The following is a 26,649-nucleotide window of genomic DNA, read 5'->3' on the forward strand; positions in this document are numbered from 1 at the left end:
TTCACTCCCTGAAATCGGCGGTCGCCCGGCGGCGGGCCACCACCAGCGTCACCGCGGCACCGACGAACACCACGACCCCGCCGAGCACCAACGCGACACTGGTGTAGTCAGTGCCCGACGAGCCGCTCATCGCCGCCTCGGTGGGCTGGGCGCCGTAGTAACCCCAGTAGCCCTGTTGCGCCACGACCACGCCGTCGGTCTTCGGCTGCCGGGTGAACCCGCTGAAGCGGTCGGCCCGGTAGGCCTCCAGCGAGTTCTGGTAGAACAAGATCAACCCGGTCGCCTGGTCGTAGAACCGGGCCTGCGCCTGCTTGACCAGCTCGACCCGCTTGGCCGGGTCGAACTCGGCGAGCTGCCGGTGGTAGAGGTCGTCGTACTGCTGGTCGCACAGGTAGGAGTCGACGTTGCCGCCGCCGTTGGGGTCCGGCCGGGCCCCGCAGGTCTGCAGCCGCAGCACGTAGTCCGGGTCCGGGTTGGCCGACCAGCCGCTGATGACCATGTCGAAGTCGCCGGCGGTGGTGCGGTCGTTGAGCTGGTTGTCCGACACCGGCTGCAACTCGACGTTGATGGCGAGATCGGCCAGCCATCGCTTGACGAACTCCCCGACCTGCGCGTCGTAGGACTCGCCGCCGTGCAGCACGAATTTGAGGTTCAGCGGCTCGCCCTGGGGGGTCCGGCGGATGCCGTCCGCGCCGCGGGCGTAGCCGGCCTCGTCGAGCATGCGGTTGGCCGCGGCCGGGTCGAAGGTGCGCGGCTTTGGCGGCGTCCAGTGGAAGTCGTGGAAGATCGGCGGCAGGTACCCGCCGCCCGCCTGCCCGTAGCCGCCGAGCACCCGGTCCACCAGGACGTTCTTGTCGATCGCCCGGTCGATGGCCTGCCGCACCCGCACGTCCTTCAGCGCCGGATTCCCGGTGCCGATCGGCTGATTCTCGCTGTTGGTCGCGCCCGGGTTGAGGACCAGTTCGAAGAACCGCCGCCCGTGGCCCCTGACCTGCTTGATGTCGGCCTTCCCGGCCAGCGCGTTGAACTGCGCCGGGGTGAGCTTCTGGACGACGTCGACGTCGCCCTTGCGCAACGCCTGCACCGCGGCATCGCTGTTCTTATACTGGACGAACTGCAACTTGGCGACCTTCGGCGGACCCCGCCAGAAGTTCGGGTTGGCGGTCAGCGTGACGTCGCGCTCCGCGCGGTAGCCGGTGAGTGTGAACGGCCCGCTGCCGACCACCGGCATCTGGTCGTTGGCGAAGTTCGCGACGTCGGCGATCTTCGACCACACGTGCTCGGGCACGATCGGCGCGTCGATGGCCAGCATCGTGGCCTGCGGGGTCTTGGTGCGGATCACCAATGTGGCGTCGTCCGGGGCGGTCACGGTGTCGAAGTTCTTCACGAAGTTGCCGTTGGCGGTGCTCGCGGCCGGATCGGTCATCATCCGGTTGAACGTGTAGGCGGCGTCGTGGGCGGTCACCGGCTGCCCGTCGGACCACTTGACGCCGGGCCGGATGTGGAATGTCCAGGTGAGTTTGTCCGGGGAGGACGTCCAGCCCTCGGCCAGCTCCGGCTTCACCGAGAAGTCCTCGGGGCTGTAGGTGGTCAGCGTCGGGTAGATGACCCGGAGGATGTCGCTGGCGGCCAACGAGTAACCCAGGAACGGGTTCAACGAGTCGATCTGCTGCTGCAGCCCGATCCGCAACGTCGCCCCCTCCGGGCGCGCGCCGTCGTCCTGCGCCGATGCCGGCATCGGCGCCAATAAGCCGACCAGCAGCACAGCCCAGAGCGCGGCGAGTCGTCTGCCCACGGGTGGCCCTCCTTCGGGGTAATTGAGAAAAAGGAACCACCTTCGAGCACTGTTCGTCAATGCTTAACCGAAAGTCGTCTCCGACGCGCCTCACGGATCGGCACCGAACGGTTACCGATCGGCGCCCCCATACCCGAACGCCTGGTCGGAGGGCATAGATTGGACGGCGTGCGGGTGTTGCTCTCAGCGGACATGGAAGGCGTCACCGGCGTCACGTGGACCGACGACGTGGTGCCGGGGACCGAGCAGTGGCAGCGCTTCCGGCGCCTGTTCACCGGGGACGTCAACGCGTGCGTCGAAGGGCTCTGCGCGGGCGGGGCCACCGACGTGCTGGTCAACGAGGCGCACTCCGCGCAGCGCAACCTGCTGCTGGAGGATCTGGACCAGCGGGCGGTGCTGCTGACCGGGCGGCACAAGCCGCTGTCCATGATGCAGGGCATCGATTCCGATGTTGACGGTGTGGTGTTCCTCGGCTACCACGCGGGCGCGGGCGCGGACGGCGTCCTTTCCCACACCTACTTGGAGAACTCCATCACCGGGGTGTGGCTGGACGGGCTCCGCGCCGGCGAAGGCGGGCTCAACGCCGCGCTGGCCGCCGAGTACGGGGTGCCCGTCCTGCTGGTCACCGGCGACGACCGGGCCTGCGCCGAAGCCAACGAATACGCGCCCGCCGCGCGGACCGTCGCGGTCAAGGACTGCGTCAGCCGCTACGCGGCGATCTGCCGCCCACCGGCCCGCTCCACGGCCGACATCCGCGCCGCGGCCACCGAAAGCCTGCGCCTGGCCGGGCGAACCGGCGGCGCGGTCCGGCCGCACCGTATCGAGGTGGAGTTCGACGCCGCGCAGCTTGCCGCGGCCACCGCGGTGATCCCCACCGTCGAGCAGCTGGACGTGCGGCGGGTCGGGTTCGACGCGCCGAGCATGACCGAGGCGATGAAGGCCTTCAAGATCGTGACGACCATCGCCGCGCGCGCGATCGAGGGCATCTACGGCTGATCACAGGTCGCCCCAGCGTGCGGTCTGCCAGTGCACGGCCGCAGGCCGCTCACCGGTTCGGGTGAATTCGTCGAGCGCCGCCCGAAGGTCCCGGAACGGCAGGACCGCGTCGCGCGGGAACTTCAGCGTGCTGCCCGCGTCGAACGGCAGCGCGGGGGCCTCCGCCGAGGACTCCGGGTTGAGCGTGTGCCAGGACTGCAGTTCGCCGTCTTCGGACTCTTCGGTGAAGTTCAGGACGCCGACCTCGGCCTCCATGTCGGTGACGATCCGGATCTGCTGGTAGGGCCCGGCGGCGTCGGGGTCCTCGTGCGGCCGGTCCCAGACGTAGAGGTGGCTGGCGCCGGGCCGCTGCGGTCGCAGCACCTTATCGACGAGCGCGGCCTTGTCGTCGTCGGTCGGCGCGTAGTACCGTTCGCCGCCGGCCACCGCGGTCGCGACGGTGATCCCGAGTTCGGTGTTGCGGGCCCCGACCGCCTCGGAACGCAGACCTTCCAGGCAGATCCGCGCCTCCTTCAGCGCCTTGATCGCCGCGCCCTGGTGGAACACCAGATCGCCCCAGTACGGGTGGCCGAGCACCTTGTTGAGGTCGTCGTAGACCTCTTGAGTCGCTTCGATCAGCTTGTCCAGGGCATCCACCGGGACGTCGGTGAGGCGGGCGAACACCACCGCCGGCGGTTCGAGAGGGCCGGGCTCGTCTTGCCCTGGATTCGACATGCCTTCCCCGCATCGATCATGGGCGACCCCAGGACGCCCTGCCCGGATCCCGTTCTCCCAGAGGCTACCGCGCGTCATCCGGCGGTCCCGCAGCGCCACCGAAGACCGAACGAATCGCGCGAATCAGCTGGCGAAATCCCGCAATACGCCGATCGCCGAGCCGTCCCGGACCGAGCCGAGGGTCAATAACGCCCGCGCCAGGCCGTCGGCGTCGTCGAATCCGAGTTCCTCGACCAGATCGTCGGGCAGGCTGAGCATCGACAGCGCCACGCCGAGCATGCCCGCGTCCAGCAGCCCCGCACCGCGGCGACTCATCCGGCGGTCCACCGCGGCATGCAGTTGCACCGCAGTGTCCACATTGGCCTTCGTGATGTCCGCGAGCGCCGCCCGCACCTCGGGATTGCGCACCGCCTCAAGGTGCAGTTCGAACAGCGCCAGGAACTGGGACCGCGCGCTGGTGGACATCCGCCGCAGCATCGCCGCGTACAAGGCGGTGATGTCCTCGCCGGTGACATCGGCGGGAATCTGGCTGCGCAGACCCTCCAGCGCCGCGGTGTGCTGGGCGGCGAGATAGTGCGCGATGGCCAAGAACAGCGCGCTGCGCGTCGGGTAGTAGTTCTTCGTGGTGCCCTCCGGAACCTCGGCCTCGCGGTCGATGGCGCGGTGCGTGAGCCCGCGGCCTCCTTCGCGCGCGAGCACCTCGATGGCGGCGTCGGCGAGCAGTTCCCGGCGGTTGCTTCGTTGCGGCATGCATCCCCTGGCGGTTCGATCTCGGCGGCTGATCAACAGCGTAGCTCTCACACCACACCAGTGGTGGACAGGGGCACGCCGGGCGGCTTGACCAAAATTCCCCAAATCGGTAGAAGCCTCATGTCCGCCGACCATCTCGCCAGGGAGTGCGACATGCCGGAAACCGGCCCGGTCCACGCCGAGCAAACGCTGACGCACCTGCGGAAGATCGGTGCGCACAACGCCGAATCCCTGCGGGCCGCCGCCGGCCGGCTCTTCGCGGCCGTCCGGGCGGACGGCCTGGTGTTCACCGCCGGCGCGGGCCACTCGCTGGCCGGGGTGATGGAGTCCTTTTACCGGGCCGGCGGGCTGGCCGCGGTCCGCCCGCTGTACCACCCGGACTTGCTGCCCCTGCACGGCACGGTCGCCAGCACCATGACCGAGCGCCGCAGCGGCCTGGCCGAAGAGGTTCTCACCGCGGCCGGATTCCGGGGCGGCACGGATGCGCTGGTGGTGTTCTCCAACTCCGGGGTGAACGCGTATCCGGTGGAGCTGGCCACGCTAGCCCGCGCGGCGGGATCGACGGTCATCTCGATCACCTCACCGGCGGCAAGCGCCGAAGCCCCAAAACGCGCGGGCTCGACGCTAGCCGAGCAAGCCGAGATCGTGCTGGACACCCTCGTGCCCGGCGGCGACGCGAGCTATCCGGCGGCAGCGCCGGTGACCGCGCCACTGTCTTCATTGGCCAACGCGTTCCTGTGGAACATGCTGCTGGTCCAGTTACACGACCTCGCCACGGCGGCGGGCATCGAGCTCCCGGTCTGGCGCAGCGCGAACACGATCGGCGGCGACGAGGCCAACGCCGCCAACATCAAGCACTACGGCGAAAGAGTGCCCGGCCTCCGCTGACTTAGCTAGAAAGCGTTTCACAAGTGGTTTGCATAGCGGTGCCGGTAGCGGAACCTCACACGCCGCCTGGACTCCGGGATCCCCGACTTATGTATGCCCAATACACGGCGCTGGGGCTGTCCTCGCCAGGCGACGTCTGAGAACCCGCGGCGGTGCAAGCTGAGTCCCACACCGCAAGCGGCTTACGCCGCTTATAAGACAGACCCTAGTCCGAGCCGAACTGGTTGGACATCTCCGTGATGCGGCGCAGCTGCGCGGCCCGCTCGGCAGCCAGCTGTTGCTCCGGATCGACCGCCTCGTCGGCCTGCGCCAGCAGCGCCAGCGTTTCGCGGACCGCGCCGGCCGGTGCTCGAACGACCGCGTCGGCGAGCTGATCCACCGCGTCGTCGAGCCGACCGGGTTCGACGACGGAGTTCGCCAGGCCGAGCCGCAGCGCCTCCTCCGCCTGAATTTCCCGCCCGGTCAGGCAGATCTCCACCGCTTTGGCGTAACCGACAGCCCTGACCAGCGGCAACGTTCCGCCAAGATCCGGCACGAGACCTAGCCCGGTCTCCGCCATGCGCAGCCGGGCATCGGTGGCGAGCACGCGCAGGTCGCACGCCAGCGCGAGCTGGAAACCGGCGCCGATGGCGTGCCCCTGCACGGCCGCGATGGTGACCCGGTCGGGTTCCCGCAGCCAGCTGAACCCCTGCTGGAAGCCGGCGATCTCGGCGTCGGCCTGTTCGGTGGGGCGCCGGGCCAATGCCCCCAGCCCAGGCGCCCCCTCAACGTCGGCGAATCCGAACAGCCGACGATCCAGCCCGGCCGAAAACGACCGGCCCGCGCCGCGCAGCACCACGACCTGGACCTCCGCGCCGAGGCAGCTGCCGATTTCCCGCAGTGCCTGCCAGGTGTGCGGTGTCTGCGCGTTGAGCTTGTCCGGGCGGTCCAAGGTGATCGTGGCCCGCCGCCCGTGGATCGTGAGCCCCACACCGCCACGATCCAACAGGTCGGCGTCCACTATCGACTCCGCCAAGCGGACCTCCATTGCAGATCTGAGCAGATCGCTGGAGTCATGTTATGTCGATTTCGGGCGGCCGTGGCCGCCGTGATCACTTCTTCTTCGAGCGCGTCGCGCCCCCGCGGCCCCGCAACTGCACGCCTGATTCGCTCAAAACGCGGTGCACGAACCCGTAGGACCGGCCGGTTGCCTCGGCCAGAGCGCGGATGCTCGCCCCCTTCTCGTACTTCTTTCTTAGGTCACTGGCAAGCTTGTCACGCGCGCTCCCTGTAATGCGCGCACCCTTCTTCAGCTCAGCCACGGTGTCCCCGCCTTCCCTCTGAGCAGGTCGGGCCTCGCGACCCCTGTCAGCGCAATGATCGAACAGGAAACGCAGGAACGCCAGGCGATCATGGAAAAAAGATCGGCCAACGGTCGAGATGACCGCGCGGCGATCACCGGAATGCACTAATCCATACGTAGTAGTTGACGCTTGCGGGCGCAACGACTATTAGGCCAACTGGACGAGGTCCAAGTAGTCGTCCGACCAGTGGTCCTCGGTGCCGTCGGGCAGCAGGATGACCCGCTCGGGCTCGAGGGCCTGCACCGCACCCGGATCATGTGTGACCAGCACGACCGCCCCCGCGAAGCTGCGCAGGGCGTCGAGCACCTGCTCCCGGCTGGCCGGGTCGAGGTTGTTGGTCGGCTCGTCCAGCAGCAGCACGTTCGCCGCGCTGGAGACCAGGCTGGCCAGCGCGAGCCGGGTTTTTTCACCGCCGGAGAGCGTGCCGGCGGGCTGCTGAAGCTGCTCGCCCTGGAACAGGAACGCGCCGAGCAGCGTGCGCAGCTGCTGCTCAGGGGTGTCCGGCGCGGCGCGGCGGATGTTCGCCCACACCGTCGCGTCGTGGTCAAGGGTTTCGTGCTCCTGCGCGAAGTACCCGATGCGCAGCCCGTGACCAGGCACGACCTCGCCCGAGTCGGGCCGCTCCATGCCGCCCAGCAGCCGCAGCAGGGTCGTCTTGCCCGCACCGTTGAGGCCGAGCACGACGACCTTGGCGCCGCGGTCGATGGCGAGGTCCACGCCGGTGAAGATCTCCAGTGAACCGTAGGATTTGGACAGCCCGTCGGCGGTCAGCGGGGTGCGGCCGCACGCGGCCGGTTCCGGGAAGCGGATCTTGGCGACCCTCTCCTGTGCCTGCTCGGTTTCCGCCTCGGCCAGCAGTTTCTCCGCCCGGCGGGCCATGTTCTGCGCGGCGACCGCCTTGGTCGCCTTGGCCCGCATCTTGTCGGCCTGCGCCATCAAGGCCGATGCCTTCTTCTCGGCGTTGGCGCGCTCGCGGCGGCGGCGCTTCTCGTCGGCGGCGCGGGCGTCCTGATAGCGGTCCCAGTCCATGTTGTACACATCGGCTTCGCCGCGGATGGCGTCCAGGAACCACACCTTGTTGACCACGGCGGCCAGCAGCTCGACGTCGTGGCTGATGACCACCAGGCCGCCGTCGTGATTCTTCAGGAAGTCGCGAAGCCAGTTGATCGAGTCGGCGTCGAGGTGGTTGGTCGGCTCGTCGAGCAGCAGCGTGCTGGCCGACCCGCCGCCGGGCCCGGCCTCGGAGGCGGCGAACAGGATCCGGGCCAGCTCGACCCGGCGGCGCTGACCACCGGAGAGCGTGCGCAATGGCTGGTTGAGCACGCGGTCGGGCAGTCCGAGGTTGCTGCAGATGCGCCCGGCCTCGCTCTCGGCGGCGTACCCACCGCGGGCCGCGAAGCGTTCTTCCAGCCGGCCGTAGCGGGCGATCGCCTTGTCCCGCTCGCGGTCGTCGGCCAGCTCGGCCATCGCGGTCTGGGCCTTCTCCATGTCGCGGATCAGCTGGTCCAGACCGCGCGCGGAGAGCACCCGGTCCTTGGCCGACACGGTGAGGTCGCCTTCTCGCGGGTCCTGCGGGAGGTAGCCGAGCTCGCCGCGGCGTGCGACGTCACCGGCGTAGGGCTGACCTTCGCCAGCAAGCACGCGCAGCGTGGTGGTCTTGCCCGCGCCGTTGCGGCCGACCAGGCCGATGCGGTCGCCGGGCTGGACACGCAGTGTCGCGTCGGAGAGCAGGATGCGGGAGCCGGCGCGCAGTTCCAGGCCGGTGGCAGAAATCAAGGGAAACTCCGAAAGCTAGTGGTCAAGCGGTTCCATGAGCGCGCCCACCGGCCGGGAACGGGGTGGGCGTCGGGCGCTGCCGAACGGCTCGGTCGCTAAGCGACGAGCGGGCGGATCAGCGGTGGGGTGGCTCGGGACACGCGAACCACGAAACGCTTGTTAACCACGGAGCCAGTGTAACGGGCGACGTCCACTGATTTGTTCGCAGACCTCATTCCCCCGGTCACACCCGGTCGGCCCAGCACCCCGGCCCGGGCCCTACTGGCGGGTCAGGGTCGTGCACCTCGATCTCGACCGCGACCGCTCGCCGGGCGGCGTCGTCGAGCACCGCTCGACGCGGTTCGGGCACGGCGAGCACCCGCGGTTGGGCACCAGCCAGCAGCTCGGCCAGCCTGTTGTCCGCCCGCAGCGAATCCAACGCGTGCTTGTCGCCGCCGAGTACCACGGCATCCAGCTGATCGCGCAGGGGCAGCAGCACGCGGGCGACAGCGTCGGCGGCGGCCTCCAGCGATCGCCGCGACTGGCCTTCTCGGCGGCGGGCGAAGCGCTGCTGCGACCAGCCGCCCGCTTTGTTCCGGCCATGCACCAAGTGGCGATCGGTGGCGGATTGCTCGACCTTGCCCCCGTAAGCGATGCCCACGCTGTGCGCGCCGAGCCGCACCAGCACCAAGCCGATCCTGCGCGGTCGGCGCACGTGCTCGACCAACGCCCGCACCGCCAGCCCCGGCTGCTCGCCGTGCGGCGGCGGCAGCGGTTCGAACGGCACGTCGACCGCTGCCAGCGAACCGTCTTCGGCCTGCACCTCGACCCGCTGGGCTCCCAGGACGGTGCGCACCGCGCCGCCGTGGGACGCGGCGAAGCGGTCGAACCAGCCCGCCACCCGTTCCGGGGCCACTTCGACCGCGCGCCCGCCGCCCGCGAGCCGACGAACCCGGCTCACAGCACGAAGGTGTCGTTCCACAGCTGCGTGGTCCGGCCCGACAGGGCCTCCAGCAGCGCGGCGGCCTGGTCGTCGGTGAGCGAGGCGACGAAGTCGATCACGGCCCGCCCGCGCGCCATCAACTCCAGGCGTTCGGCATCGGCCGGCTCCGACGCGTCCGGTCCCAGCAGCAGTTCCGGGTCGTCGCTACGCAACTGGGCGAACTCGGCGCGGGCCCGGTCGAACAGGTCCCGCAACCGGTGCGGCAGTCTGGCGGCCTCACTGCGGTCGATCAGCCAGTTGTCCAGCGCCTCGACGAGTTTGCTCAGCAGCCGGTCCTGGCCGCGCTGGTGCAGCGCCAGGTCGGGACGCTGGAGCACGAACCGGCGGTGCACGAACTTCAGCACCTGCACCTCGTGCCACTGCTCGATCGCCAGCGCGACGTGCCCGGATCGCGTGTTCGGGCGTTCCTCGACCTGGATGCCTTCCACCAGTCGCTGCGTCCACTCCCCGGAGAACGCCGAGATCGCCTGCTCGGCGAGCTGGGACCGGTCGAAGGGCACTTCGAGCAGCTTGTTGACCAGGTTGGCGACGACCTTCTTGACCGCGCTGACGAATGCCTCGTCATCGGCGATCCAGCCGTCCTTGGCGTGCAGCCGGCGGCGCAGCCGCTCCAGCGAGCAGCCGGGGCGCAGCCCGTCGCCGGCGAGGTCGGCCTCGGAGCACCCAGCGAACTCGACGGCGTGCCCGAGCCATTCGGCCAGCTCGTGCGAGACGCTGGTGTGCTGGAGGATCCCGACGCGGTGGAAGTCCTCCAGATCGTGGATCGCGTAGGCGATGTCGTCGGCGGTGTCCATGATCGACGCCTCGACGGTCTGCTGCCAGTCTTCGAGCATCCCCCGAAACGCCGCGCGGGCGTCGATCATGTCGTCAATTTCGGTGCTGTAGCAGGAAAACTTGGCCGATCCGGTGCCCGGCTGGTCGTCCGGTTCGGACGCGCCGCGCGGCGGCGCGGGCAGGTGCCGGGGGTGCGGTTGCGGGCGGGACAACCGGGTCCACGGGTACTTCAGCAGCGCAGCCCGCACGGCCGCGGTCAGGTCCAGGCCGTCACCCTCGTTCCCGCGCACGTCGATGCGGGTGACGACGCGGTAGGTCTGCGCGTTGCCCTCGAACCCGTCGGGCAGCGCGAACCGGTGCCGCGCCAGCCGGTCCAGCACGCTTTCGCCGAGGTGACCGAACGGCGGGTGGCCGAGGTCGTGGCCGAGCCCGGCGGCCTCCACCACATCCAGATCGCAACCGCCGAGGCGGTCCAGCCGCGACACGTTGTCGGTGTTGGCCATCAGCCGCTCGGCGATCGCCCGCGCGACCTGCGCGACCTTCAGGCTGTGGGTCAGCCGGTTGTGCAGCAGCAGCCCGGAACCGCTGGGGCTGACGACCTGCGTCACGCCGCCGAGCCGGGCGAAGAACGCGGAGCTGGCCACCCGGTCGCGGTCCGCGCGGAACGGGCTCGCGGCGAGGTCACCGGGGGCCTTGTGGCGGCCGGAGCGTCCGCTGCGGCGACTGGTCCGGGTTGGCTGGTCATCCTGCATGGCCTCACGTTAGCCGCCCTGGCAGCGGACCCGGCGCCCGCCGTGATCTGATGCTGCGGTGGATGTCGTTGTCGTTGGCGGCGGGCCGGCCGGTCGTGCGGCGGCGGCTGCCTGCAGCGATACGGGCCTGCGGGTGACACTGGTCGATCCGGCTCCACGCCGCGGCTGGCCGCACACGTACGGCGCCTGGCACGACGAGTTGCCCGCCTCGGTGCCATCGACGGCCCTGGCGGCGGTCCAGCGGCGGATGTCGGTGCACGGCACCGGCGGGCACGAATGGCAGCGGCCGTACGCGGTGCTGGACAACACCGCTCTGTGGAAGCGTCTTTGGCGCGCCGACGTCGTCGAGGTGACCGGGCGTGCGATGGCCGCTGAGCACGGGCCGACCGGATCAACAGTGGTGCTGAAGGACGGTCGGCGGATCGCGGCGGCTGTAGTGGTCGATGCGACCGGCGCCGCGCGGGCACTATGCGGCGGCCGCCCGGCGCACGCTCCGGCGCAGCAGTCGGCGGTCGGCTGGGTCGTCAACGCCGCGGCGGCGGAACCGTTCTGCGGCCCGGATACCGGGGTGTTCATGGACTGGCGTCCGGCTCCGCAGACGCGCGGCGGTTGGCCGACGTTCCTCTACGCGGTCCACCTCGGCCCGGACCGGGTTCTGCTGGAAGAGACTTCGCTCGCGCGCCGCCCGGCACTGCCGCTGGCGTTGCTGCGCAGGCGGCTGGCCGGGCGGCTCGCCGCGGCCGGGCTGGGCGAGCGGGAACGGATCGACGAGGAGCGGGTGCGGTTCCCAGTGGACGATCCGCTCCCGAGGCCAGGGCGGGTGATTCCCTTCGGCGCGGCGGCGGGCTTCGTGCACCCGGCGACCGGTTTCAGCGTGGCGGCGTCCCTGCGAAGCGCGCCGTGGCTGGCGGCCACGATCAGCGCCGCGCTTCCCGCCGGCCCGGCGGTCGCGGCTCGGGCCGGCTGGTCCATCCTGTGGCCGACGCGCGCGGTGACCGCGCACGTGCTGCGGCACCGGGCACTGCAAGCCCTGCTGTCGCTGCCCCCGGAGCTCGTGCCGGAGTTCTTCGAAACGTTCTTCCGGCTGGACGAGCCGCACCGGCGGGCGTTCCTGGCTTCTGACGGCGGCGCGGCCGAAACGGCCGCGGCGATGTCTGCGCTGTTTCGCAACGCGCCGTGGCGGATCCGCCGGCGATTGGTGCTCGGCAGCCTTTCGATCGGACACCCGGCGGCCCGGCACGGCCTCGGCGGTAGCTGATGTGAACTTTGTTCATTGAATTACCCGGATGTAATTGCAATTGCCCTATTCAGGCGGCGCTCACCCACTGTGCACAGTGCAATCGGATTCGAGCCGACAAACCCCTACAGACCGCAACGGAACCACTCCGTTTCGCTGTGTCCATGGCCACAGCATCGCTGCCCGGCCCGTGTTCCACGCTGGTCAGGCACGCTAGGTTGGGTCGCGGGGAGAGGGCGGTCCTCCGCTGAGGATGAGGAACTGAGATGTCGGTGAACAGGTCGTGAACACCGTCGATGGAGCGGCATGAACCCGGGCAACATCGACTCCGTGCTTGCGCTGGTTGACGAAGTGCGCTTCGCGTTCCAGCCATTGATCAACATTAAGACCGGTGCCATCGTCGCGGTCGAGGCTTTGGCCCGGCCGGCGGGCACGCACGTCCACGACCTCTTCCGGGAGGCGGCCCGGCAGCGGCGGCTGACCGAACTGGACGTCGAACTCGCCACGGCCGCGTTGACCTCGGCGGCGGAGCACGAATCCCTGCTGCCCCTGCACCTGAACATCTTCGGCGGCACGATCATCCACGACCTCCCCCGGCTCGACCTGGTGCGCGAAAAGCTCCGCGAGATCGGTCGCCGGGAGCAAGAAGTGACGCTGGAGATCGGTCCCCCGTTCGCCCGGCTGAAGCCCCACCAGCTGCTCGCCGGAGTGGAGAAGCTGCGCGCCCACGGATTCCAGATCTCCCTCGACGGCGTGGGCGAAGGCGACGTGCCGCTGACCTTGATCGCCGACATCGGGCCCGCCCTCGTCAAACTGGACCGAGCCGTGGTCGAGGGCCTGCCGGACAGCTCCGCCCGGCTCGCGGTGGTGGAGTCCGTCCGCCACCTCTGCGAGTCGACCGAAAGCCAATTGGTCGCCGAAGGCGTGGAAAACGAACGCCAGCTGACCGCGCTGCGCCGCCACGGAATCCGCCTGGTGCAGGGCAACCTGCTCGCCCCCGCGGCCCGGCGGCCCCCGACGGCGAGCACCGTGCCGGGCGTGGCGGCGGAGGTGACCGACCCACACGGGCCGGCGATCAGCACGCTGGCGACCGGACCCCGCGTGACGGAATTCCTCTCCCCGGCGACGCTGCTGCCGATCGACGCCACCGCGGACAAGGTGCGCGGCGTGCTGGCCGACCACCCGGAGATCAGCGGCGTGGTGCTGGTCGACGACCAGAACCGGCCCCGGTGGACCATCGACCGCAACCGGTTCCTGCTGGCCGTGACCGGACCCTACGGGCACGCGCTGCATGCCAGGCGCCCGGCGTCGCGGCTGGCCGACGAGCCGCGCATGGTCAACACGGCGACCACGGCGTTGGAAGCGCTGAGCCTGGTGACCCGCTCGGATCAGTACCGGATGTACGACGACGCGATCGTGGTCGACGAGTCCGGTCACTGCCTGGGCGCGGTCCGGGCCGGGGACTTGATCCGCGGCATGGCGGAGCTGAAGGTGGAGGAGGCGGCAGCGCTGAACCCGCTGACCCGGCTGCCGGGCAGCGACGCGATCGCTCGCGACGTCGCCCGCCGGATCGCCGCCGGCGACATCTTCGCGGTGAGCTGGCTGGACATCGACGGCTTCAAGGCGGTCAACGACACGGCCGGGTTCTCGGCCGGCGACGACCTGATCCGCGCGATCGGCCGCAGCCTCACCGACGCGGCGACGGCGCTGGGCTCGGTGCAGGTCGGCCACGTCGGCGGCGACGACTTCCTGCTGGTGGCCGACCTCGACGACCTGGTGGCGCTGGCCGAAATGGTGCTCGACCCGTCGCGCTCGGCGGGCGAGGTCGACGTGAGCCTGTCGCTGGCGACCCTGGTGTGCACGCACAGCACGGTCACCAGCTACGACGAGGTCTCCAGCAAGCTGGCGCCGCTGAAGCAGCACGCCAAGTCGCTGATCGGTTCGAGCTGGGTCATGTCGCGGCCGGGTTCGGACCGCGTCGAGGTGCTTCGCGGTCGGCAAGCGGGTGCTCCCCCGCCGACCCCGCCGGGCTTCCCGACACACGACCCGGAAATGCCGGGCCACTCCTGGTGATTTCCGCGATTTCAACGGAAATCGAGGTGCCGATTCCGTGAAATCGCCCGAATGATCTTAGACCGTGAAGCCCAGCGCCCGGAGCTGCTCGCGGCCCTCTTCGGTGATCTTCTCCGGGCCCCACGGCGGCATCCACACCCAGTTGATGCGGAAGTCGTTGACCAGGCCACCGCCGGGGCCGGTGGTCAGCGCGGCGCGCGCCTGGTCCTCGATGACGTCGGTCAACGGGCAGGCGGCCGAGGTCAACGTCATGTCGACGGTCGCGGTGTTGTCCTGCTCGACACGAATGTCGTAGACCAAGCCGAGGTCGACGACGTTGATTCCCAACTCCGGGTCGACGACGTCGCGCAGGGCTTCCTCGACGTCTTCCAGCGCAGCCACCTCGGCGGCCGGCGCGGACTGCTCGGGCAGCGCCTCGGCGCTGCGGGCCACGTCGGTTTCCCGCACCGGGGCTTCGTCGCTCATGACGCCTCCTCCTCGACAACTACGCGCGACACCGCGTCTTTGAATGCCATCCAACCCAACAACGCGCACTTGACGCGCATGGGGTACTTCGCCACACCCGCGAACGCGATGCCGTCCTCCAATAAGTCCTCGTCCGGCTCGATCTTGCCGCGGCCGTGCATCAGCTCGCTGAACGCCGCCTCGGTGGTCATCGCCTCGCGCAGCGGCTTGCCGACCACCAGGTCGGTGAGCACCGACACGGAAGCCTGGCTGATCGAGCAGCCCTGTACCGCATAGGAGACGTCGTCGATCATCGCGTCGGCATCCGTGCCGGTCAACCGCACCCGCAGGGTCACCTCGTCGCCGCAGGTGGGGTTCACCTGGAACGACTCGGCGTCGAACGGCTCCCGCAGGCCGTGGCGATGCGGTTTGCGGTAGTGGTCCAGGATGATCTCCTGGTACATCTGCTCAAGCTGCATCAAGAATTCCCCGGCAGTCCCCGATCAAGCCACCCCGAAGAAACGCTGCGCCTCGCGCACCGCATCCACCAACGCCTTGACCTCGTCCAGTTCGTTGTACAGGTAGAACGACGCCCGCACGGTCGCCGGAATTCCCATCCGGCGGTGCAGCGGCCATGCGCAGTGGTGTCCGACGCGGACCTCGACGCCCTGGTCGTCCAGCACCTGACCGGCGTCGTGCGGGTGCACCCCGTCGATCACGAACGATACCGCGCCGCCGCGGTGCTCGGTGCTGGTCGGCCCGATGATGCGCACCCCGTCGATCACCGACAGTTCCCGCAGTGCGAGCTCGGTGAGCTGCCGCTCGTGCTCGGCGACGTGGTCCATGCCGATCGCCCTCAGGTAGTCGACCGCCGCACCCAGGCCCACGGCCTGGGAGGTCATCGGCACGCCCGCCTCGAACCGCTGCGGCGGCGCGGCGAACGAGGAGCGTTCCATGTGCACCAGCTCGATCATCGAGCCGCCTGTGAGGAACGGAGGCATCGCGGCCAGCAGCTCGCGGCGCCCGTAGAGCACGCCGACCCCGGAGGGCCCAAGCATCTTGTGCCCAGAGAACACCGCGAAGTCGACGCCCAGCGCCTTGAAGTCGACCGGCGCGTGCGGCACCGACTGGCAGGCGTCCAGGACCACCAGCGCGCCGACCTCGTGCGCCCGCGAGACGATCCGCTCGGCGGGGTTCACCGTGCCCAGCACGTTGGACTGGTGGGCGAAGGCAACCACCTTCGCCCGATCGGTGATCACACCGTCCACATCGGACAGATCGAGGCGGCCATCGTCGGTCACCCCGAACCAGCGCAGCGTGGCACCGGTGCGCTCGCACAACTGCTGCCACGGCACCAGATTCGCGTGATGCTCCATTTCGGTCACCACCACTTCGTCGCCCGGCCCGAGGCGGAAGCGTTCGGCCTCCGCCCCGGACGTGGCGGCGTTGCTCATGGCATAGGCGACCAGGTTGACGCCCTCGGTGGCGTTCTTGGTGAACACCACCTCGTCGGCCTCGACCCCGACGAAGCGGGCGATCCGGTCCCGCGCGCCCTCGTAGGCGTCCGTGGCCTCCTCGGCAAGCTGGTGCGCGCCGCGGTGTACGGCCGCGTTGGAGTTCTCCAGGAAGGAGCGCTCCGCATCGAGCACCTGGCGCGGCCGCTGCGAGGTCGCCCCGGAATCCAGATACACCAAGCGTCGCCCGTCGCGGATGGTGCGTCCCAGGATCGGGAAGTCAGCGCGAATCGCCGCCACGTCCAGGGGCGTAGCCCGGTCCTTGGCGCCTGCGGTGCTCGCACCCGAAGTGCGAGGAGGCTGAACGGTCATGGCTGGACGGCTGCCTCCTTCTTGCCGGTGAAGCGCACGTACCCCTTGTCCTCCAGCTCGTCGGCGAGTTCGGCGCCGCCGGACTCCACGACCCTGCCGTCGGCGAAGACGTGCACGTAGTCGGGGGTGATGTGCTTGAGGATCCGGGTGTAGTGGGTGATCAGCAGGACACCCTTGTCACCCTTGGAGGTGTAGCGGTTGACGCCCTCGGACACGACCCGCAGCGCGTCGACGTCCAGGCCGGAGTCGGTCTCGTCGAGAATCGCGAACTTCGGGCCCAGCAGATCCAGCTGCAGGATCTCGTGCCGCTTCTTCTCACCACCGGAGAAGCCCTCGTTGACGCTGCGCTCGGCGAACGACGGGTCGATGTCCAGGTCCGACATGGCCTGCTTGACTTCCTTGACCCACTTGCGGATCTGCGGCGCCTCGCCGCGGATCGCGGTCGCCGCGGTGCGCAGGAAGTTCGACATCGACACGCCCGGCACCTCGACCGGGTACTGCATGGCGAGGAACAGGCCGGCGCGAGCCCGCTCGTCGACGCTCATCTCCAGCACGTCCTCGCCGTCCAGCAGCACCGAACCGGAGTCGATCCGGTACTTCGGGTGCCCGGCGATGGCGTAGGCCAGGGTCGACTTGCCGGAGCCGTTCGGGCCCATGATGGCGTGGATCTCGCCCGAGCCGACGGTCAGGTTGACGCCGTTGAGGATCGGCTTGGCGCCGTCCTCGGTGAGGACCGAACCGTGCAGGTCCTTGATCTCCAGGGTGGCCATTTCTTCTTCGTTCTCCTGGTGTGTGCGAAAGCTCTTCGGTCAGGCGCCGACGACGGCGAGTTCGTCCTCGATCGCGGCTTCCAGCCGCTGCCGGATCTCGGGCACGGTGATCTTCTGCAACAGCTCGCCGAAGAACCCGCGCACCACCAGGCGCCGGGCCTGGTCCTGCGGGATGCCCCGGGCCTGCAGGTAGAACAGCTGCTCGTCGTCGAAGCGTCCGGTGGCGCTGGCGTGCCCGGCGCCTACGATCTCGCCGGTCTCGATCTCCAGGTTCGGCACCGAGTCGGCCCGCGCACCCTCGGTCAGCACCAGGTTGCGGTTGAGTTCGTAGGTGTCGGTGCCCTCGGCCGCGGCCCGGATCAGCACGTCCCCGATCCACACCGAGTGCGCCGAATCGCCCTGCAGCGCGCCCTTGTAGAGCACGTTGCTGCGGCAGTTCGGCACCGCGTGATCCACCAGCATCCGGTGCTCCAGGTGCTGGCCGGCGTCGGCGAAGTACAGGCCGAGCAGCTCGGCGTCGCCGCCCTTGTCGCCGTAGGTGATGGTGGTGTTGACCCGCACCAGGTTGCCGCCGAGCGTGACGGCGAGATGCCGGAACACCGCGTCACGCCCTAGGTTGGCGTGCTCGGAGCTGACCTGGGTGGCGTCGTCGGCCCAGTCGTGGACCGACACGACGCGCAGCTGAGCGCCGTCACCGGCGACGAACTCGATGTTGTCGCCGAGCGTGCCGGAGCCGCGGTAGTCGATCACCACGACGGCCTCGGCGAACTGCTCGGCGCGGACCTGCAGGTGGCCGAAGGCGACCTCGCCCTCGCCGGGCCCGTGCACCGTGATGGTGATCGGACCCTCGGGCTTGGTGTTCTTCGGGACCGTGACGACGGTGGCCTCGGTGAAGGAGCTCCAGGCCTGCGCGGCGACGCGGTCGGACGGAATGCCGCCGTTGCCGATGCGCGCGTCGTCGCGGTCCACGGTCTCCACGGTCGCACCGTCGCCGGTGACCTCGACCTTGATGTTCCCGGTGGCGGTGGCGGTGCCGTCGTGCAGGCCCTTCAGCCGCTTCATCGGCGTGAACCGCCAGTCCTCCTCGCGGCCGCCGGGGACCTCGAAGGCCGCCACGTCGTAGGACGTGAAGCGGGATCCGCGGGAGGACTGCGGGATGCCCGTACCGCCACCGTGCGTGTGCTCGGCGAGGCCATGCTGGGCGTCGGTCTTGGTGGTGCTCATCTCAGCCGACGGCCCCTTCCATCTGCAGCTCGATCAGGCGGTTCAGTTCCAGCGCGTATTCCATCGGCAGCTCGCGCGCGATCGGCTCGACGAAACCGCGCACGATCATCGCCATCGCCTCGTCCTCGGTCAGGCCCCGCTGCATCAGGTAGAACAGCTGGTCGTCGCTGACCTTGGACACGGTCGCTTCGTGACCCATCGACACGTCGTCGACCCGGACGTCCACGTACGGGTAGGTGTCGGAGCGGCTGATGGTGTCCACCAGCAGCGCGTCGCACTTGACGTTGGACGACGAGTGGTGCGCCCGCTTCGCGACCTTGACCAGGCCCCGGTACGAGGTGCGTCCGCCGCCCCGGGCGATCGACTTGGAAACGATCGTCGAGGACGTGTGCGGCGCCAAGTGCTCCATCTTCGCGCCCGCGTCCTGGTGCTGGCCCTCGCCGGCGAAGGCCACCGAGAGCACCTCGCCCTTGGCGTGCTCGCCCATCAGGAACACCGACGGGTACTTCATGGTCACCTTGGAGCCGAGGTTGCCGTCGACCCACTCCATGGTGGCGCCCTCTTCGGCCTTGGCCCGCTTGGTGACCAGGTTGTAGACGTTGGTCGACCAGTTCTGGATCGTCGTGTAGCGGCAACGGCCGCCCTTCTTGACGATGATCTCCACGACCGCGGAGTGCAGCGAGTCGCTGGAGTAGATCGGCGCCGTGCAGCCCTCGACGTAGTGCACGTAGGCACCCTCGTCGACGATGATCAGGGTCCGCTCGAACTGGCCCATGTTCTCGGTGTTGATCCGGAAGTAGGCCTGCAACGGGATGTCCACGTGCACGCCCGGCGGCACGTAGATGAACGAGCCGCCCGACCACACCGAAGTGTTCAGCGCGGAGAACTTGTTGTCACCGGCCGGGATGACCGAACCGAAGTACTCCTTGAAGATCTCCGGGTGCTCCCGGAGACCGGTGTCGGTGTCCAGGAAGATGACGCCCTGTTCCTCAAGGTCCTCGCGGATCTTGTGGTAGACGACCTCCGACTCGTACTGGGCGGCCACACCCGCGACGAGGCGCTGCTTCTCCGCCTCCGGAATGCCCAGCTTGTCGTAGGTGTTCTTGATGTCCTCGGGCAGATCGTCCCAGGTCTGGGCCTGCTGCTCGGTGGAGCGGACGAAGTACTTGATGTTGTCGAAATCGATCCCGGAGAGATCGGCACCCCAGTTCGGCATCGGCTTGCGGTCGAACAACCGCAACGCCTTCAACCGGGTCTCCAGCATCCACTCGGGCTCGTCCTTCTTGCCCGAGATATCGCGGACGACGTCCTCGTCGAGGCCACGACGGGCGCTGGCGCCCGCGGCGTCCGAGTCGGCCCAGCCGTACTCGTAGCTACCCAGCGTCGCAATGGTTTCTTCCTGGCTGAGCTGGCCAGAGGCGTTGGGCGCCGTGGTGGGTGTGCGCTGCTCCGCAGCGGCAGTCATACGGACTCCCCTCCATCAGGAATCGGGGCGGTGTTCTGCCGGTCCTTCGGGACGGGGCCGGCAGAGGTCTCAACGGTGTCCGGGGGGTTGCCACCCGGACCCGCCAACCGCGCGGTCGGTACGTGCGTGGTGCAGGCCGCATCACCGTTCGCGATGGTGGCCAACCGCTGCACATGGGTGCCGAGAACTTCGGCGAACGCCGCCGTCTCGGCCTCGCACAGCTGCGGGAAATCCGCAGCGACGTGCGCCACCGGGCAGTGGTGTTGGCAGAGCTGCTCGCCGCTCCCGACGCTGCGCGTCGATGCAGCGTAGCCCTCCCTGGTGAGCGCGTCGGCCAAGACCTCCGCGCGCTCGGCCGGGCCGGCCGCGGCCGCCAGCACCTCCCGGTGGTTGGCCACCAACGCGGCCATCCTCCGGTCGGCGAACTCGCGGACCGCCTGCTCGCCCTCGTGCTCGGCGATGAACCGAAGCGCCGCAACCGCCAGGTCGTCGTAGGCGTGCCCGAACCGCGCCCGGCCCACCTCGGTGAGCAGGAACAGCTTCGCCGGTCGGCCCCGACCGCGACGGCCTCGCGGGGATGATTCCCGGGTGTAAGCCTCGCCCTCGGCGACCAGCACGTCGAGGTGCCGGCGCACCGCGGTGGGGCTCAGCCCGAGTTCGTCGGCCACCGCCGCAGCGGTGATCGGCCCCCGTTCCAGCAGCAACCGCGCAACCGTGTGCCGGGTACGCCCGTCCCCGTGCGCGGCCGCACCAAGCTGGGCCGCGGGGCCCGGCTCGGCGTTGGCCACCCCGGCGCGTGGCGGCATCCCGACGTTTTTCACAACACGAATGTTACCTATTTCGCCCCGCGGCACCAAAGAGCGGGGCGAGCACGTGAGCTGACTCACGCGATTACCCTTCGTCGTCGTGGCGGCAGTCGATTCGAACGAGACAGGGCCAGCGGGACCGGCGTCGGAACCCGCGGCGCCGACGCCGCTGGACGGCGCCGAACGACGTCAGCTCGACGTCGTCCGCCGGTTCGGCACCACCGGATCGCTCGTGCTCGCGGTCGGCGCCATCGGCGCCGGCGCCGCCCCCGTGGACAACCCGCTGTCCGGGGTGCGGTTGATCGGCCTGCCCACCCGGATCCCGACCGTCGCGATGGCCAGCTGCTGGCTGGGCATGCTGATGATCGTCATCGCCTGGCTGTGGCTGGGCAAGCTGTGCTGGCCCGGCCGGGCCCGGATGCTGTCGGTCACCCAGCTGGCCCGAACGCTGGCGATGTGGGCGCTGCCGCTGGCGCTGGCCCCGCCGCTGTTCAGCACCGACATGTACAGCTACCTGGCGCAGAGCGAGGTGGCCGCGCGCGGCTTCAACCCGTACGTGCTGGGATCGGCCGCCGCGCTGGGCGTCGACCACCCCTTCACCGCCAACGTGCCCAACATCTGGCGCGACACCCCCTCCCCATACGGGCCGCTGTTCCTGATGTTCGGCCAGGTGATCTCCCGGATCGTGGGCGACAACGTGGTGTTCGGGGTGCTGGTGTGGCGCGCGGTGATGCTGTGCGGGCTGGCGCTGGCGATCTGGGCGATTCCCCGGCTCGCGCGCCGCTGCGGGGTGCATCCGAGCGCCGCGCTGTGGCTCGGCGCGGCCAACCCCATCGTGCTGTTTCACGTGGTCAGCGGCATGCACAACGAAGCGCTGATGGTCGGCATCATGCTCGCCGCCATCGAGCTGGGACTGCGATACCAGACCGTGCCGGGCACGATCGCCGCCGGCATGCTGCTGACCATCGCGGGGGCGATCAAACCGCCCGGCTGGATCGCGCTCGGCTTCTTCGGCATCTACCTGGTGCTGCGGCGCGGCGGCCGGTTCCGCGACCTGATGCGGGTCGCGGCGCTGCTGCTCGCGGTTTTTCTGGCCACCATGACGGTGATCACCGTGTCCAGCGGCTGGGGACTCGGCTGGATCAACACCTTCGACGTGCCCAACCGGGTCAAGACCTTCATGGCGCCGCTGACCGCGTTCGGTATGACCGGCGGCGGCCTGAGCACCCTGCTCGGGCTGGGCAACCAGACCGACGCGATGCTGGTAATCACCAAGATCATCGGCTACCTGATCGTCGCGGTGGTGTGCCTGCGGATGCTGTGGCTGGCCTTCCGCGGCCGAATCGAACCGCTGGCCGCGATGGGCGTCACGTTCCTGACCCTCGCGCTGGCGGTGCCGGTGCTGTGGCCCTGGTACCTGTTGTGGTCGGTGGTCCCACTGGCGCTGTCCACCAACAACAACCGGTTCCGGATCACCGCGACGGTGATCTGCGCCGCGGTCTCGCTGCTAGTGCCGCCGACCGGCGCGGGTTTCGTGCTGCGGGCCTACCAGATCCCGCTTGCCGTGATCGCCGCGCTGATCGCCTTCGCGATCACGCTGTGGCTGGTGCGCGGCAAGGTGCCGGGCCTGGTACCGACCCGCGGCGGTGTTCGGCCGGTCACGCAATAGGCTTGGATGTCGTGAGCAATGCCGACAGCCCGGCCGTCCGGTTGCGGGGGCTGAAGAAGAGCTTCGGCGACACCGTCGCCGTAGCCGGACTCGACCTGTGCCTGCCGCGCGGCACCGTCCTGGCACTGCTCGGCCCCAACGGCGCGGGCAAGACCACCACGGTCGAAATCTGCGAAGGCTTCCAACGCCCGGACGACGGCGAAATCCGCGTGCTCGGCCTGGACCCGCGAACGCAATCCGAAGCGTTGCGGCCGCGCATCGGCGTCATGCCACAGGGCGGCGGCGCCTATCCCGGCGTGCGCGCCGACGAAATGCTGCACCTGGTCGCCACCTGCGCCGCCGATCCGCTGGACCCGGCGTGGCTGCTGGACGTGCTCGGGCTGGACAGCGCCCGCCGCACCCCCTACAAACGGCTTTCCGGCGGCCAGCAGCAACGCCTCTCGCTGGCGTGCGCCCTGGTCGGCCGCCCCGAGCTGGTGTTCCTCGACGAACCCACCGCGGGCCTGGACCCGCAGGCGCGGCGGCTGGTCTGGGACCTGGTCGGCGCGCTGCGCCGCGACGGCGTGAGCGTGCTACTGACAACGCACCTGATGGACGAGGCCGAGACACTGGCCGACCGGGTGGTGATCGTGGACCACGGTCGCGCGGTCGCCGAGGGCACCGCCGAGGAGCTCACCGCACCCGAGGACGGCAGGCAGGAACTGAGGTTCCGGTCCCAGGCCGCGTTGGACCTGGAACTGCTACTGGCCGCGCTGCCGGAGGGCTGCCAGGCCACCGAGCTGCGTCCCGGCGACTACGTAGTGCGCGGCGTGGTCGACCCGCAGGTGGTGTCGACGGTGACCGCGTGGTGCGCGCAGCACGGCGTGCTCGCACACGAACTGCGGGTCAGCCGCCGCAGCCTGGAGGACGTCTTCCTGGAACTGACCGGACGGGAGCTGCGATCGTGAACGCCGAGACCAACGCTCCAGCCCAACTCGGCGCCCAGTTCCCGCCCGGCACGTTCGCCCCCGCGCCCGGCCGGGGCCGCGCGGGCCGGATGCTGGCCGCGCAGACCAGGATCGAGGCACTGCTGATCATCCGGCACGGCGAGCAGGCGCTGCTGACGCTGATCATCCCGCTGGCGCTGCTGATCGGCCTGAGCACCCTGCACATCGGCAATCTGCCGGAACCGCGGGTGAACTCCGTGATGCCGCGGATCCTGGCGCTGGCGGTGATGTCCACGGCGTTCACCGGGCAGGCGATCGCGCTCGGCTTCGACCGGCGTTACGGCGTGCTCAAGCGGCTCTCCGCGACGGCGCTGCCGCGCTGGACCCTCGTGTCCGGCCGTGTCCTGGCGGCCTTGCTGGTCGTGGCGTTGCAGGCGGTCGTGCTGAGCATCGCCGCGGTGATGCTGGGCTGGTCACCGGCGCTTTCCGGATTGCTGCCCGCGGTTGCGCTGCTGGTGCTGGGCACGCTCGCCTTCGGCGCGGCCGGGGTGCTGGTCGGTGGTGCCCTGCGGGCCGAGATCGTGCTCGCGCTGGCCAATGCGATCTGGTTCGTGCTGCTGCTCGCCGGCGGCCTGGCACTGCCCGCGAGCGAGCTGCCCGGCCCGGTCGGAGTGGTCGCGGGTTACCTGCCGTCCGGGGCGCTGGCGGAAGCGCTCGAAGCGGTGCTGGTCAACGGCGCCCTGCCCGGCGTGCAGCCAGTCGCCGTACTCGCGGCGTGGGGCGCGGTGTGCGGCGCGGTGGCGATCCGCACGACCCGGCTGATCTGACCTGCCTTCGCCGATCGTCTGAGTACCGCTCAAAGCGGAGCCATGCCCCCGGCCCGAAACGCCGTTTTAGGATGCGGGCATGACCAAGATCGCGCGCCGAGCGAAGCAGTCCCTGGAACTCATCCACGCCATGATCTACTTCGCCCCCGAAGCGGCCGACGGCTTCGCCGGACTCGGCCTGGCACCCGGCCGGATGTCCTACTACGCCGGGCGGGCCGCACCAATGGGTCCCGTCGGAGCCGGGGTGGTGGCGGCGACCTTCTACAACTTCAACCCCGAATCCGTCGCGAAGTCGATCCCCCGCGCCTGGTCGATCGCGACCCCGGACGCCGTGCTCGCCGCCCGGCTGAAGGCCGCCGACGAGGCGTTACGCCGGATGCTCGGCGAGGACGTGATCGCCTCGGAGACCGTCGCGGAAACCGCCGAACTGGCCCGCGAAGCCACGACGGCCTGCACCCCGGACGGCAAGCCGCTCTACGCCGGACACGCGGACCTGGACTGGCCCGATGAACCCCATCTGAAGCTGTGGCACGCGATCACGCTGCTGCGCGAGTTCCGCGGCGACGCGCACATCGCCGCGCTGCAGCAGGCCGAGCTCAGCGGCGTCCAGGCGCTGGCGCTGCACAGCACCACGAGCGGTGGGTTCACGCCGGAGGCGGCGAAGAAGCTTCGCGGGTGGTCCGACGAGCAGTGGGCGCTAGCCTCCCGCCAACTGCGCGAACGCGGCCTGGTCGACGCCGGCGATGAGATCACCGATGCCGGTCTCGCGCTGCGGGAGGAGATCGAGTCCGCTACCGACGCGATGTCCATGGCGCCGTGGTCGGCACTCGGCGAAGCCCGCACGGAGGTCCTGATCCGCAACGGCGGCCGGCTCAGCAAGGCGCTGGCGGATGCGGGCGCGATGCCGGAGGGACTGCGCCGGTAGGCCGAGATCCGGTCGGCGAGGGCTGTCAAGCCCTGCGGGCGGGTGGTTTTCCGGCGCCGCTTACCATCGACTTCGTGCCGCTTTCTTCCCGGATCTCCCGCCCGTCAGCGCGCGTCGTGCGCACCCTGGCCCTCGCCGTACTGGTGACGCAGGCGCTGATCTCGGTGACCGGCGTGATCGTGCGCGTCACTGGCTCCGGGCTCGGTTGCCCGACCTGGCCGGAGTGCTTCCCGGGCAGCATGGTGCCGGTCCAACACCCCGAGGTCGCGACCCTGCACCAGGTGATCGAGTTCGGCAACCGGCTGCTGACCGGCGTGATCGGGTTCATCGCGCTGGCCTGCCTCGTGGCCGCGCGCCGGTGCGTGCCCTACCGGCCGCGCCTGGTACGGCTGGCGCTGGTGATGCCGCTGGGCGTGATCGCGCAGGCGATCATCGGTGGCATGACGGTGCGGGTCAACCTGGCCTGGTGGAGCGTGTCGATGCACTTCATGGCCTCGGCGGTGCTCATCTGGCTGGCCACGATCCTGGTCAAGGCGACCGCCGAGGGCGACCGCAAGCCGGTCGGCGTGGTGCCGCCGCCGATGCGCACACTGCTGGTCGTCCTGGTGGCGGTCACCGCAGCGGTACTGATCGTCGGCACCCTGGTCACCGCCTCCGGGCCGCACGCCGGCGACCCGAACACCCCGCGACTGGGACTGCCGGTTCCGACGACGGTCCAGGTCCACGGCCTACTGGTGATGGCGTACGTGCTGCTGCTCGCGGTGTTTGGCGTGTGGCTACGCAGCGCCCGCCCGACCAAGGCACTGCTGAAGACCTACGGCATGGCCTGCGTGCTGGTGCTGGTGCAGGCCGGCATCGGTTCCGCCCAGTATTACCTCGGCGTTCCCGAGGCTATGGTCGTGCTGCATGTGGCGGCGGCGACGCTGGTGATCATCGTCACCGCCCTGCTGTGGGGGGAGTCCCGTTACCGCGGTCCGCTCCTGGAGCCGACGGCCGAGACCACCGCCAAGGACTCCGTCGCCGCCTGATCCTCGGCGATTTCAAGGGAAACCGGCGCGTCTGAAATCGCGGTCAGAAGCGGAGCCGGGGTTTGCCCTCGCGCTCCCAGCGGCGCCAGAGCTCCGGCATCTCGCCGGACAACCACTGGTAGAACTCGTGCACCGTGCGCAGGCGGCGGGCCCGTTCGCCCTGGCCGCTGAACATCCGTAGCCCCTGCGCGGTGAGTTCTTCGAGCCCGGTCACCCGCTGCATTCGGTGCCGGACCAGTTCCGGCCAACGCGCCTCCTCCACCCGGTACAACGCCGCCTCGCGGCCCTGCCGGGTCGTCTTGGAGATCACCCCGAGCCGCATCAGCAGCCGCACGTTGGTGCTGATCGATCCGGTGCTCGCGGCCAGCGCGTGCGAGAGCTCCGCGGCGGTGCGCTCCGGCGGGTCACAGACCAGTAGGAAGGCCAGGATCCGGCCGGCGATCAGCGGCATGCCCTCGCTGGCCTCGAAGTGCGCCGCCATCTGTTCGATCCACTCCGACATGGCGGGCCGGTCGGTGCGCTGCACATAATCGGACACGACGACTCCAAGTGATCGACTTTAGTCCCCGCTGAAAAAAATAAACTACAGCGAAGGCATGAGCCAAGCAGCGACCGCTGGCGTGTTGTGCCGTTTCAACGCCGGGCGAAAGGCGGAGGCG

At 69.7% G+C, this 26,649-nt stretch carries 25 protein-coding genes; 9 read left to right on the plus strand and 16 right to left on the minus strand.

Going from position 1 to position 26,649, the window contains the following annotated elements:
- Nucleotide 1: 1 nt before the first annotated feature.
- Nucleotides 2-1,795, minus strand: coding sequence for an ABC transporter substrate-binding protein (locus BJ970_RS00905; RefSeq protein WP_184722307.1), 1,794 nt, complete (start codon nt 1,793-1,795; stop codon nt 2-4).
- A 168-nt stretch (nt 1,796-1,963) separates the two neighbouring features.
- On the opposite strand from BJ970_RS00905, the gene BJ970_RS00910 reads away from it, so the two are divergent.
- Entirely contained in the window at nt 1,964-2,791 is an 828-nt protein-coding gene (locus tag BJ970_RS00910) for a M55 family metallopeptidase (protein WP_184722310.1), read from the plus strand.
- On the opposite strand, the gene BJ970_RS00915 is transcribed toward BJ970_RS00910, so the two are convergent.
- Nucleotides 2,792-3,505 (minus strand): Imm1 family immunity protein, encoded by a 714-nt coding sequence (locus BJ970_RS00915; RefSeq protein ID WP_184722313.1) that lies wholly within the window; start codon nt 3,503-3,505, stop codon nt 2,792-2,794.
- Nucleotides 3,506-3,628: 123 nt separating this feature from the next.
- Nucleotides 3,629-4,255 (minus strand): TetR/AcrR family transcriptional regulator, encoded by a 627-nt coding sequence (locus BJ970_RS00920; protein ID WP_184722316.1) that lies wholly within the window; start codon nt 4,253-4,255, stop codon nt 3,629-3,631.
- A 153-nt stretch (nt 4,256-4,408) separates the two neighbouring features.
- Here BJ970_RS00920 and BJ970_RS00925 point away from each other — a divergent pair, with 153 nt between their 5' ends.
- On the plus strand, nt 4,409-5,143 hold the full coding sequence (locus tag BJ970_RS00925; protein ID WP_184722319.1) for a sugar isomerase domain-containing protein: 735 nt from the start codon (nt 4,409-4,411) through the stop codon (nt 5,141-5,143).
- A gap of 205 nt (nt 5,144-5,348) precedes the next feature.
- Here BJ970_RS00925 and BJ970_RS00930 read toward each other — a convergent pair whose 3' ends face one another.
- The 5 genes from BJ970_RS00930 to BJ970_RS00950 all read right to left on the minus strand — a co-directional run bounded on the left by BJ970_RS00930 (nt 5,349) and on the right by BJ970_RS00950 (nt 10,770).
- A complete protein-coding gene (locus tag BJ970_RS00930; protein WP_184722322.1) occupies nt 5,349-6,170 on the minus strand; it encodes an enoyl-CoA hydratase/isomerase family protein in 822 nt (273 codons plus the stop codon).
- Between the two features lie 64 nt (nt 6,171-6,234).
- Nucleotides 6,235-6,444, minus strand: coding sequence for a helix-turn-helix domain-containing protein (locus BJ970_RS00935; RefSeq protein ID WP_010310662.1), 210 nt, complete (start codon nt 6,442-6,444; stop codon nt 6,235-6,237).
- Between the two features lie 189 nt (nt 6,445-6,633).
- Nucleotides 6,634-8,262: an ABC-F family ATP-binding cassette domain-containing protein gene (locus tag BJ970_RS00940; protein WP_184722325.1), complete on the minus strand. Its 1,629-nt coding sequence runs from the start codon at nt 8,260-8,262 to the stop codon at nt 6,634-6,636.
- A 223-nt stretch (nt 8,263-8,485) separates the two neighbouring features.
- A complete protein-coding gene (locus BJ970_RS00945; protein ID WP_184722328.1) occupies nt 8,486-9,202 on the minus strand; it encodes an acVLRF1 family peptidyl-tRNA hydrolase in 717 nt (238 codons plus the stop codon).
- Nucleotides 9,199-10,770: a deoxyguanosinetriphosphate triphosphohydrolase family protein gene (locus tag BJ970_RS00950; protein ID WP_184722330.1), complete on the minus strand. Its 1,572-nt coding sequence runs from the start codon at nt 10,768-10,770 to the stop codon at nt 9,199-9,201. Before BJ970_RS00950 ends, BJ970_RS00945 begins: the two co-directional genes overlap by 4 nt.
- A 58-nt stretch (nt 10,771-10,828) precedes the next feature.
- Between BJ970_RS00950 and BJ970_RS00955 the strand changes: the two genes are divergently transcribed.
- Both BJ970_RS00955 and BJ970_RS00960 read left to right on the plus strand, forming a co-directional pair.
- Nucleotides 10,829-12,028: a lycopene cyclase family protein gene (locus BJ970_RS00955; protein ID WP_184722333.1), complete on the plus strand. Its 1,200-nt coding sequence runs from the start codon at nt 10,829-10,831 to the stop codon at nt 12,026-12,028.
- 285 nt (nt 12,029-12,313) lie between these two features.
- Nucleotides 12,314-14,080 carry a GGDEF domain-containing protein gene (locus BJ970_RS00960; protein WP_184722337.1) on the plus strand — a complete coding sequence of 589 codons (1,767 nt, stop codon included), beginning with the start codon at nt 12,314-12,316 and terminating at the stop codon, nt 14,078-14,080.
- Nucleotides 14,081-14,137: 57 nt separating this feature from the next.
- On the opposite strand, the gene BJ970_RS00965 is transcribed toward BJ970_RS00960, so the two are convergent.
- From BJ970_RS00965 to BJ970_RS00995, 7 genes are read right to left on the minus strand one after another with little or no spacing between them, the layout of a single operon-like run.
- A complete protein-coding gene (locus tag BJ970_RS00965) occupies nt 14,138-14,545 on the minus strand; it encodes a metal-sulfur cluster assembly factor (protein WP_184722340.1) in 408 nt (135 codons plus the stop codon).
- The gene (gene sufU / locus BJ970_RS00970; RefSeq protein WP_184722343.1) at nt 14,542-15,003 is read right to left on the minus strand and encodes a Fe-S cluster assembly sulfur transfer protein SufU; all 462 of its coding nucleotides are present in this window, start codon (nt 15,001-15,003) and stop codon (nt 14,542-14,544) included. Before sufU ends, BJ970_RS00965 begins: the two co-directional genes overlap by 4 nt.
- A 24-nt stretch (nt 15,004-15,027) precedes the next feature.
- Nucleotides 15,028-16,350, minus strand: a complete 1,323-nt coding sequence (locus BJ970_RS00975; RefSeq protein ID WP_184722346.1) for a cysteine desulfurase — start codon at nt 16,348-16,350, stop codon at nt 15,028-15,030.
- Nucleotides 16,347-17,120 (minus strand): Fe-S cluster assembly ATPase SufC, encoded by a 774-nt coding sequence (gene sufC, locus BJ970_RS00980; RefSeq protein ID WP_184722350.1) that lies wholly within the window; start codon nt 17,118-17,120, stop codon nt 16,347-16,349. The genes BJ970_RS00975 and sufC overlap by 4 nt, the downstream gene beginning before the upstream one ends.
- A 39-nt stretch (nt 17,121-17,159) precedes the next feature.
- Nucleotides 17,160-18,344: a Fe-S cluster assembly protein SufD gene (gene sufD / locus BJ970_RS00985; protein WP_221467000.1), complete on the minus strand. Its 1,185-nt coding sequence runs from the start codon at nt 18,342-18,344 to the stop codon at nt 17,160-17,162.
- Between the two features lies 1 nt (nt 18,345).
- Nucleotides 18,346-19,809, minus strand: a complete 1,464-nt coding sequence (gene sufB, locus BJ970_RS00990; protein ID WP_184722353.1) for a Fe-S cluster assembly protein SufB — start codon at nt 19,807-19,809, stop codon at nt 18,346-18,348.
- Nucleotides 19,806-20,630, minus strand: coding sequence for a helix-turn-helix transcriptional regulator (locus BJ970_RS00995; protein WP_184722356.1), 825 nt, complete (start codon nt 20,628-20,630; stop codon nt 19,806-19,808). The genes sufB and BJ970_RS00995 overlap by 4 nt, the downstream gene beginning before the upstream one ends.
- Before the next feature lie 85 nt (nt 20,631-20,715).
- Here BJ970_RS00995 and mptB point away from each other — a divergent pair, with 85 nt between their 5' ends.
- From mptB to BJ970_RS01020, 5 genes are all read left to right on the plus strand, one after another.
- Nucleotides 20,716-22,284, plus strand: coding sequence for a polyprenol phosphomannose-dependent alpha 1,6 mannosyltransferase MptB (gene mptB, locus BJ970_RS01000; protein ID WP_184722360.1), 1,569 nt, complete (start codon nt 20,716-20,718; stop codon nt 22,282-22,284).
- An 11-nt stretch (nt 22,285-22,295) separates the two neighbouring features.
- Nucleotides 22,296-23,231, plus strand: a complete 936-nt coding sequence (locus BJ970_RS01005) for an ABC transporter ATP-binding protein (protein ID WP_184722365.1) — start codon at nt 22,296-22,298, stop codon at nt 23,229-23,231.
- An 89-nt stretch (nt 23,232-23,320) separates the two neighbouring features.
- Nucleotides 23,321-24,037 (plus strand): ABC transporter permease, encoded by a 717-nt coding sequence (locus BJ970_RS01010; protein ID WP_221467356.1) that lies wholly within the window; start codon nt 23,321-23,323, stop codon nt 24,035-24,037.
- A 79-nt stretch (nt 24,038-24,116) separates the two neighbouring features.
- The gene (locus BJ970_RS01015) at nt 24,117-24,962 is read left to right on the plus strand and encodes an SCO6745 family protein (RefSeq protein WP_184722371.1); all 846 of its coding nucleotides are present in this window, start codon (nt 24,117-24,119) and stop codon (nt 24,960-24,962) included.
- A gap of 74 nt (nt 24,963-25,036) precedes the next feature.
- Nucleotides 25,037-25,990, plus strand: coding sequence for a COX15/CtaA family protein (locus tag BJ970_RS01020; RefSeq protein WP_184722374.1), 954 nt, complete (start codon nt 25,037-25,039; stop codon nt 25,988-25,990).
- A gap of 43 nt (nt 25,991-26,033) precedes the next feature.
- Here BJ970_RS01020 and BJ970_RS01025 read toward each other — a convergent pair whose 3' ends face one another.
- Nucleotides 26,034-26,528: a GbsR/MarR family transcriptional regulator gene (locus BJ970_RS01025; protein ID WP_184722377.1), complete on the minus strand. Its 495-nt coding sequence runs from the start codon at nt 26,526-26,528 to the stop codon at nt 26,034-26,036.
- Nucleotides 26,529-26,649: the final 121 nt, after the last annotated feature.

Source organism: Saccharopolyspora phatthalungensis (assembly GCF_014203395.1).
Taxonomy (GTDB): Bacteria; Actinomycetota; Actinomycetes; order Mycobacteriales; family Pseudonocardiaceae; genus Saccharopolyspora; species Saccharopolyspora phatthalungensis.

What these genes read in the sequence shown, in the direction of transcription:
- BJ970_RS00925 (WP_184722319.1), top strand. Translation starts at nt 4,409, where the DNA reads ATGCCGGAAACCGGCCCGGTCCACGCCGAGCAAACGCTGACGCACCTG.
- sufU (WP_184722343.1), bottom strand. Translation starts at nt 15,003, where the DNA reads ATGCAGCTTGAGCAGATGTACCAGGAGATCATCCTGGACCACTACCGC.
- BJ970_RS00960 (WP_184722337.1), top strand. Translation starts at nt 12,314, where the DNA reads ATGAACCCGGGCAACATCGACTCCGTGCTTGCGCTGGTTGACGAAGTG.
- sufC (WP_184722350.1), bottom strand. Translation starts at nt 17,120, where the DNA reads ATGGCCACCCTGGAGATCAAGGACCTGCACGGTTCGGTCCTCACCGAG.
- BJ970_RS00950 (WP_184722330.1), bottom strand. Translation starts at nt 10,770, where the DNA reads ATGCAGGATGACCAGCCAACCCGGACCAGTCGCCGCAGCGGACGCTCC.
- sufD (WP_221467000.1), bottom strand. Translation starts at nt 18,344, where the DNA reads ATGAGCACCACCAAGACCGACGCCCAGCATGGCCTCGCCGAGCACACG.
- BJ970_RS01015 (WP_184722371.1), top strand. Translation starts at nt 24,117, where the DNA reads ATGACCAAGATCGCGCGCCGAGCGAAGCAGTCCCTGGAACTCATCCAC.
- BJ970_RS00915 (WP_184722313.1), bottom strand. Translation starts at nt 3,505, where the DNA reads ATGTCGAATCCAGGGCAAGACGAGCCCGGCCCTCTCGAACCGCCGGCG.
- BJ970_RS00920 (WP_184722316.1), bottom strand. Translation starts at nt 4,255, where the DNA reads ATGCCGCAACGAAGCAACCGCCGGGAACTGCTCGCCGACGCCGCCATC.
- BJ970_RS00930 (WP_184722322.1), bottom strand. Translation starts at nt 6,170, where the DNA reads ATGGAGGTCCGCTTGGCGGAGTCGATAGTGGACGCCGACCTGTTGGAT.
- BJ970_RS01010 (WP_221467356.1), top strand. Translation starts at nt 23,321, where the DNA reads ATGCTGGCCGCGCAGACCAGGATCGAGGCACTGCTGATCATCCGGCAC.
- BJ970_RS00965 (WP_184722340.1), bottom strand. Translation starts at nt 14,545, where the DNA reads ATGAGCGACGAAGCCCCGGTGCGGGAAACCGACGTGGCCCGCAGCGCC.
- sufB (WP_184722353.1), bottom strand. Translation starts at nt 19,809, where the DNA reads ATGACTGCCGCTGCGGAGCAGCGCACACCCACCACGGCGCCCAACGCC.
- BJ970_RS00975 (WP_184722346.1), bottom strand. Translation starts at nt 16,350, where the DNA reads ATGACCGTTCAGCCTCCTCGCACTTCGGGTGCGAGCACCGCAGGCGCC.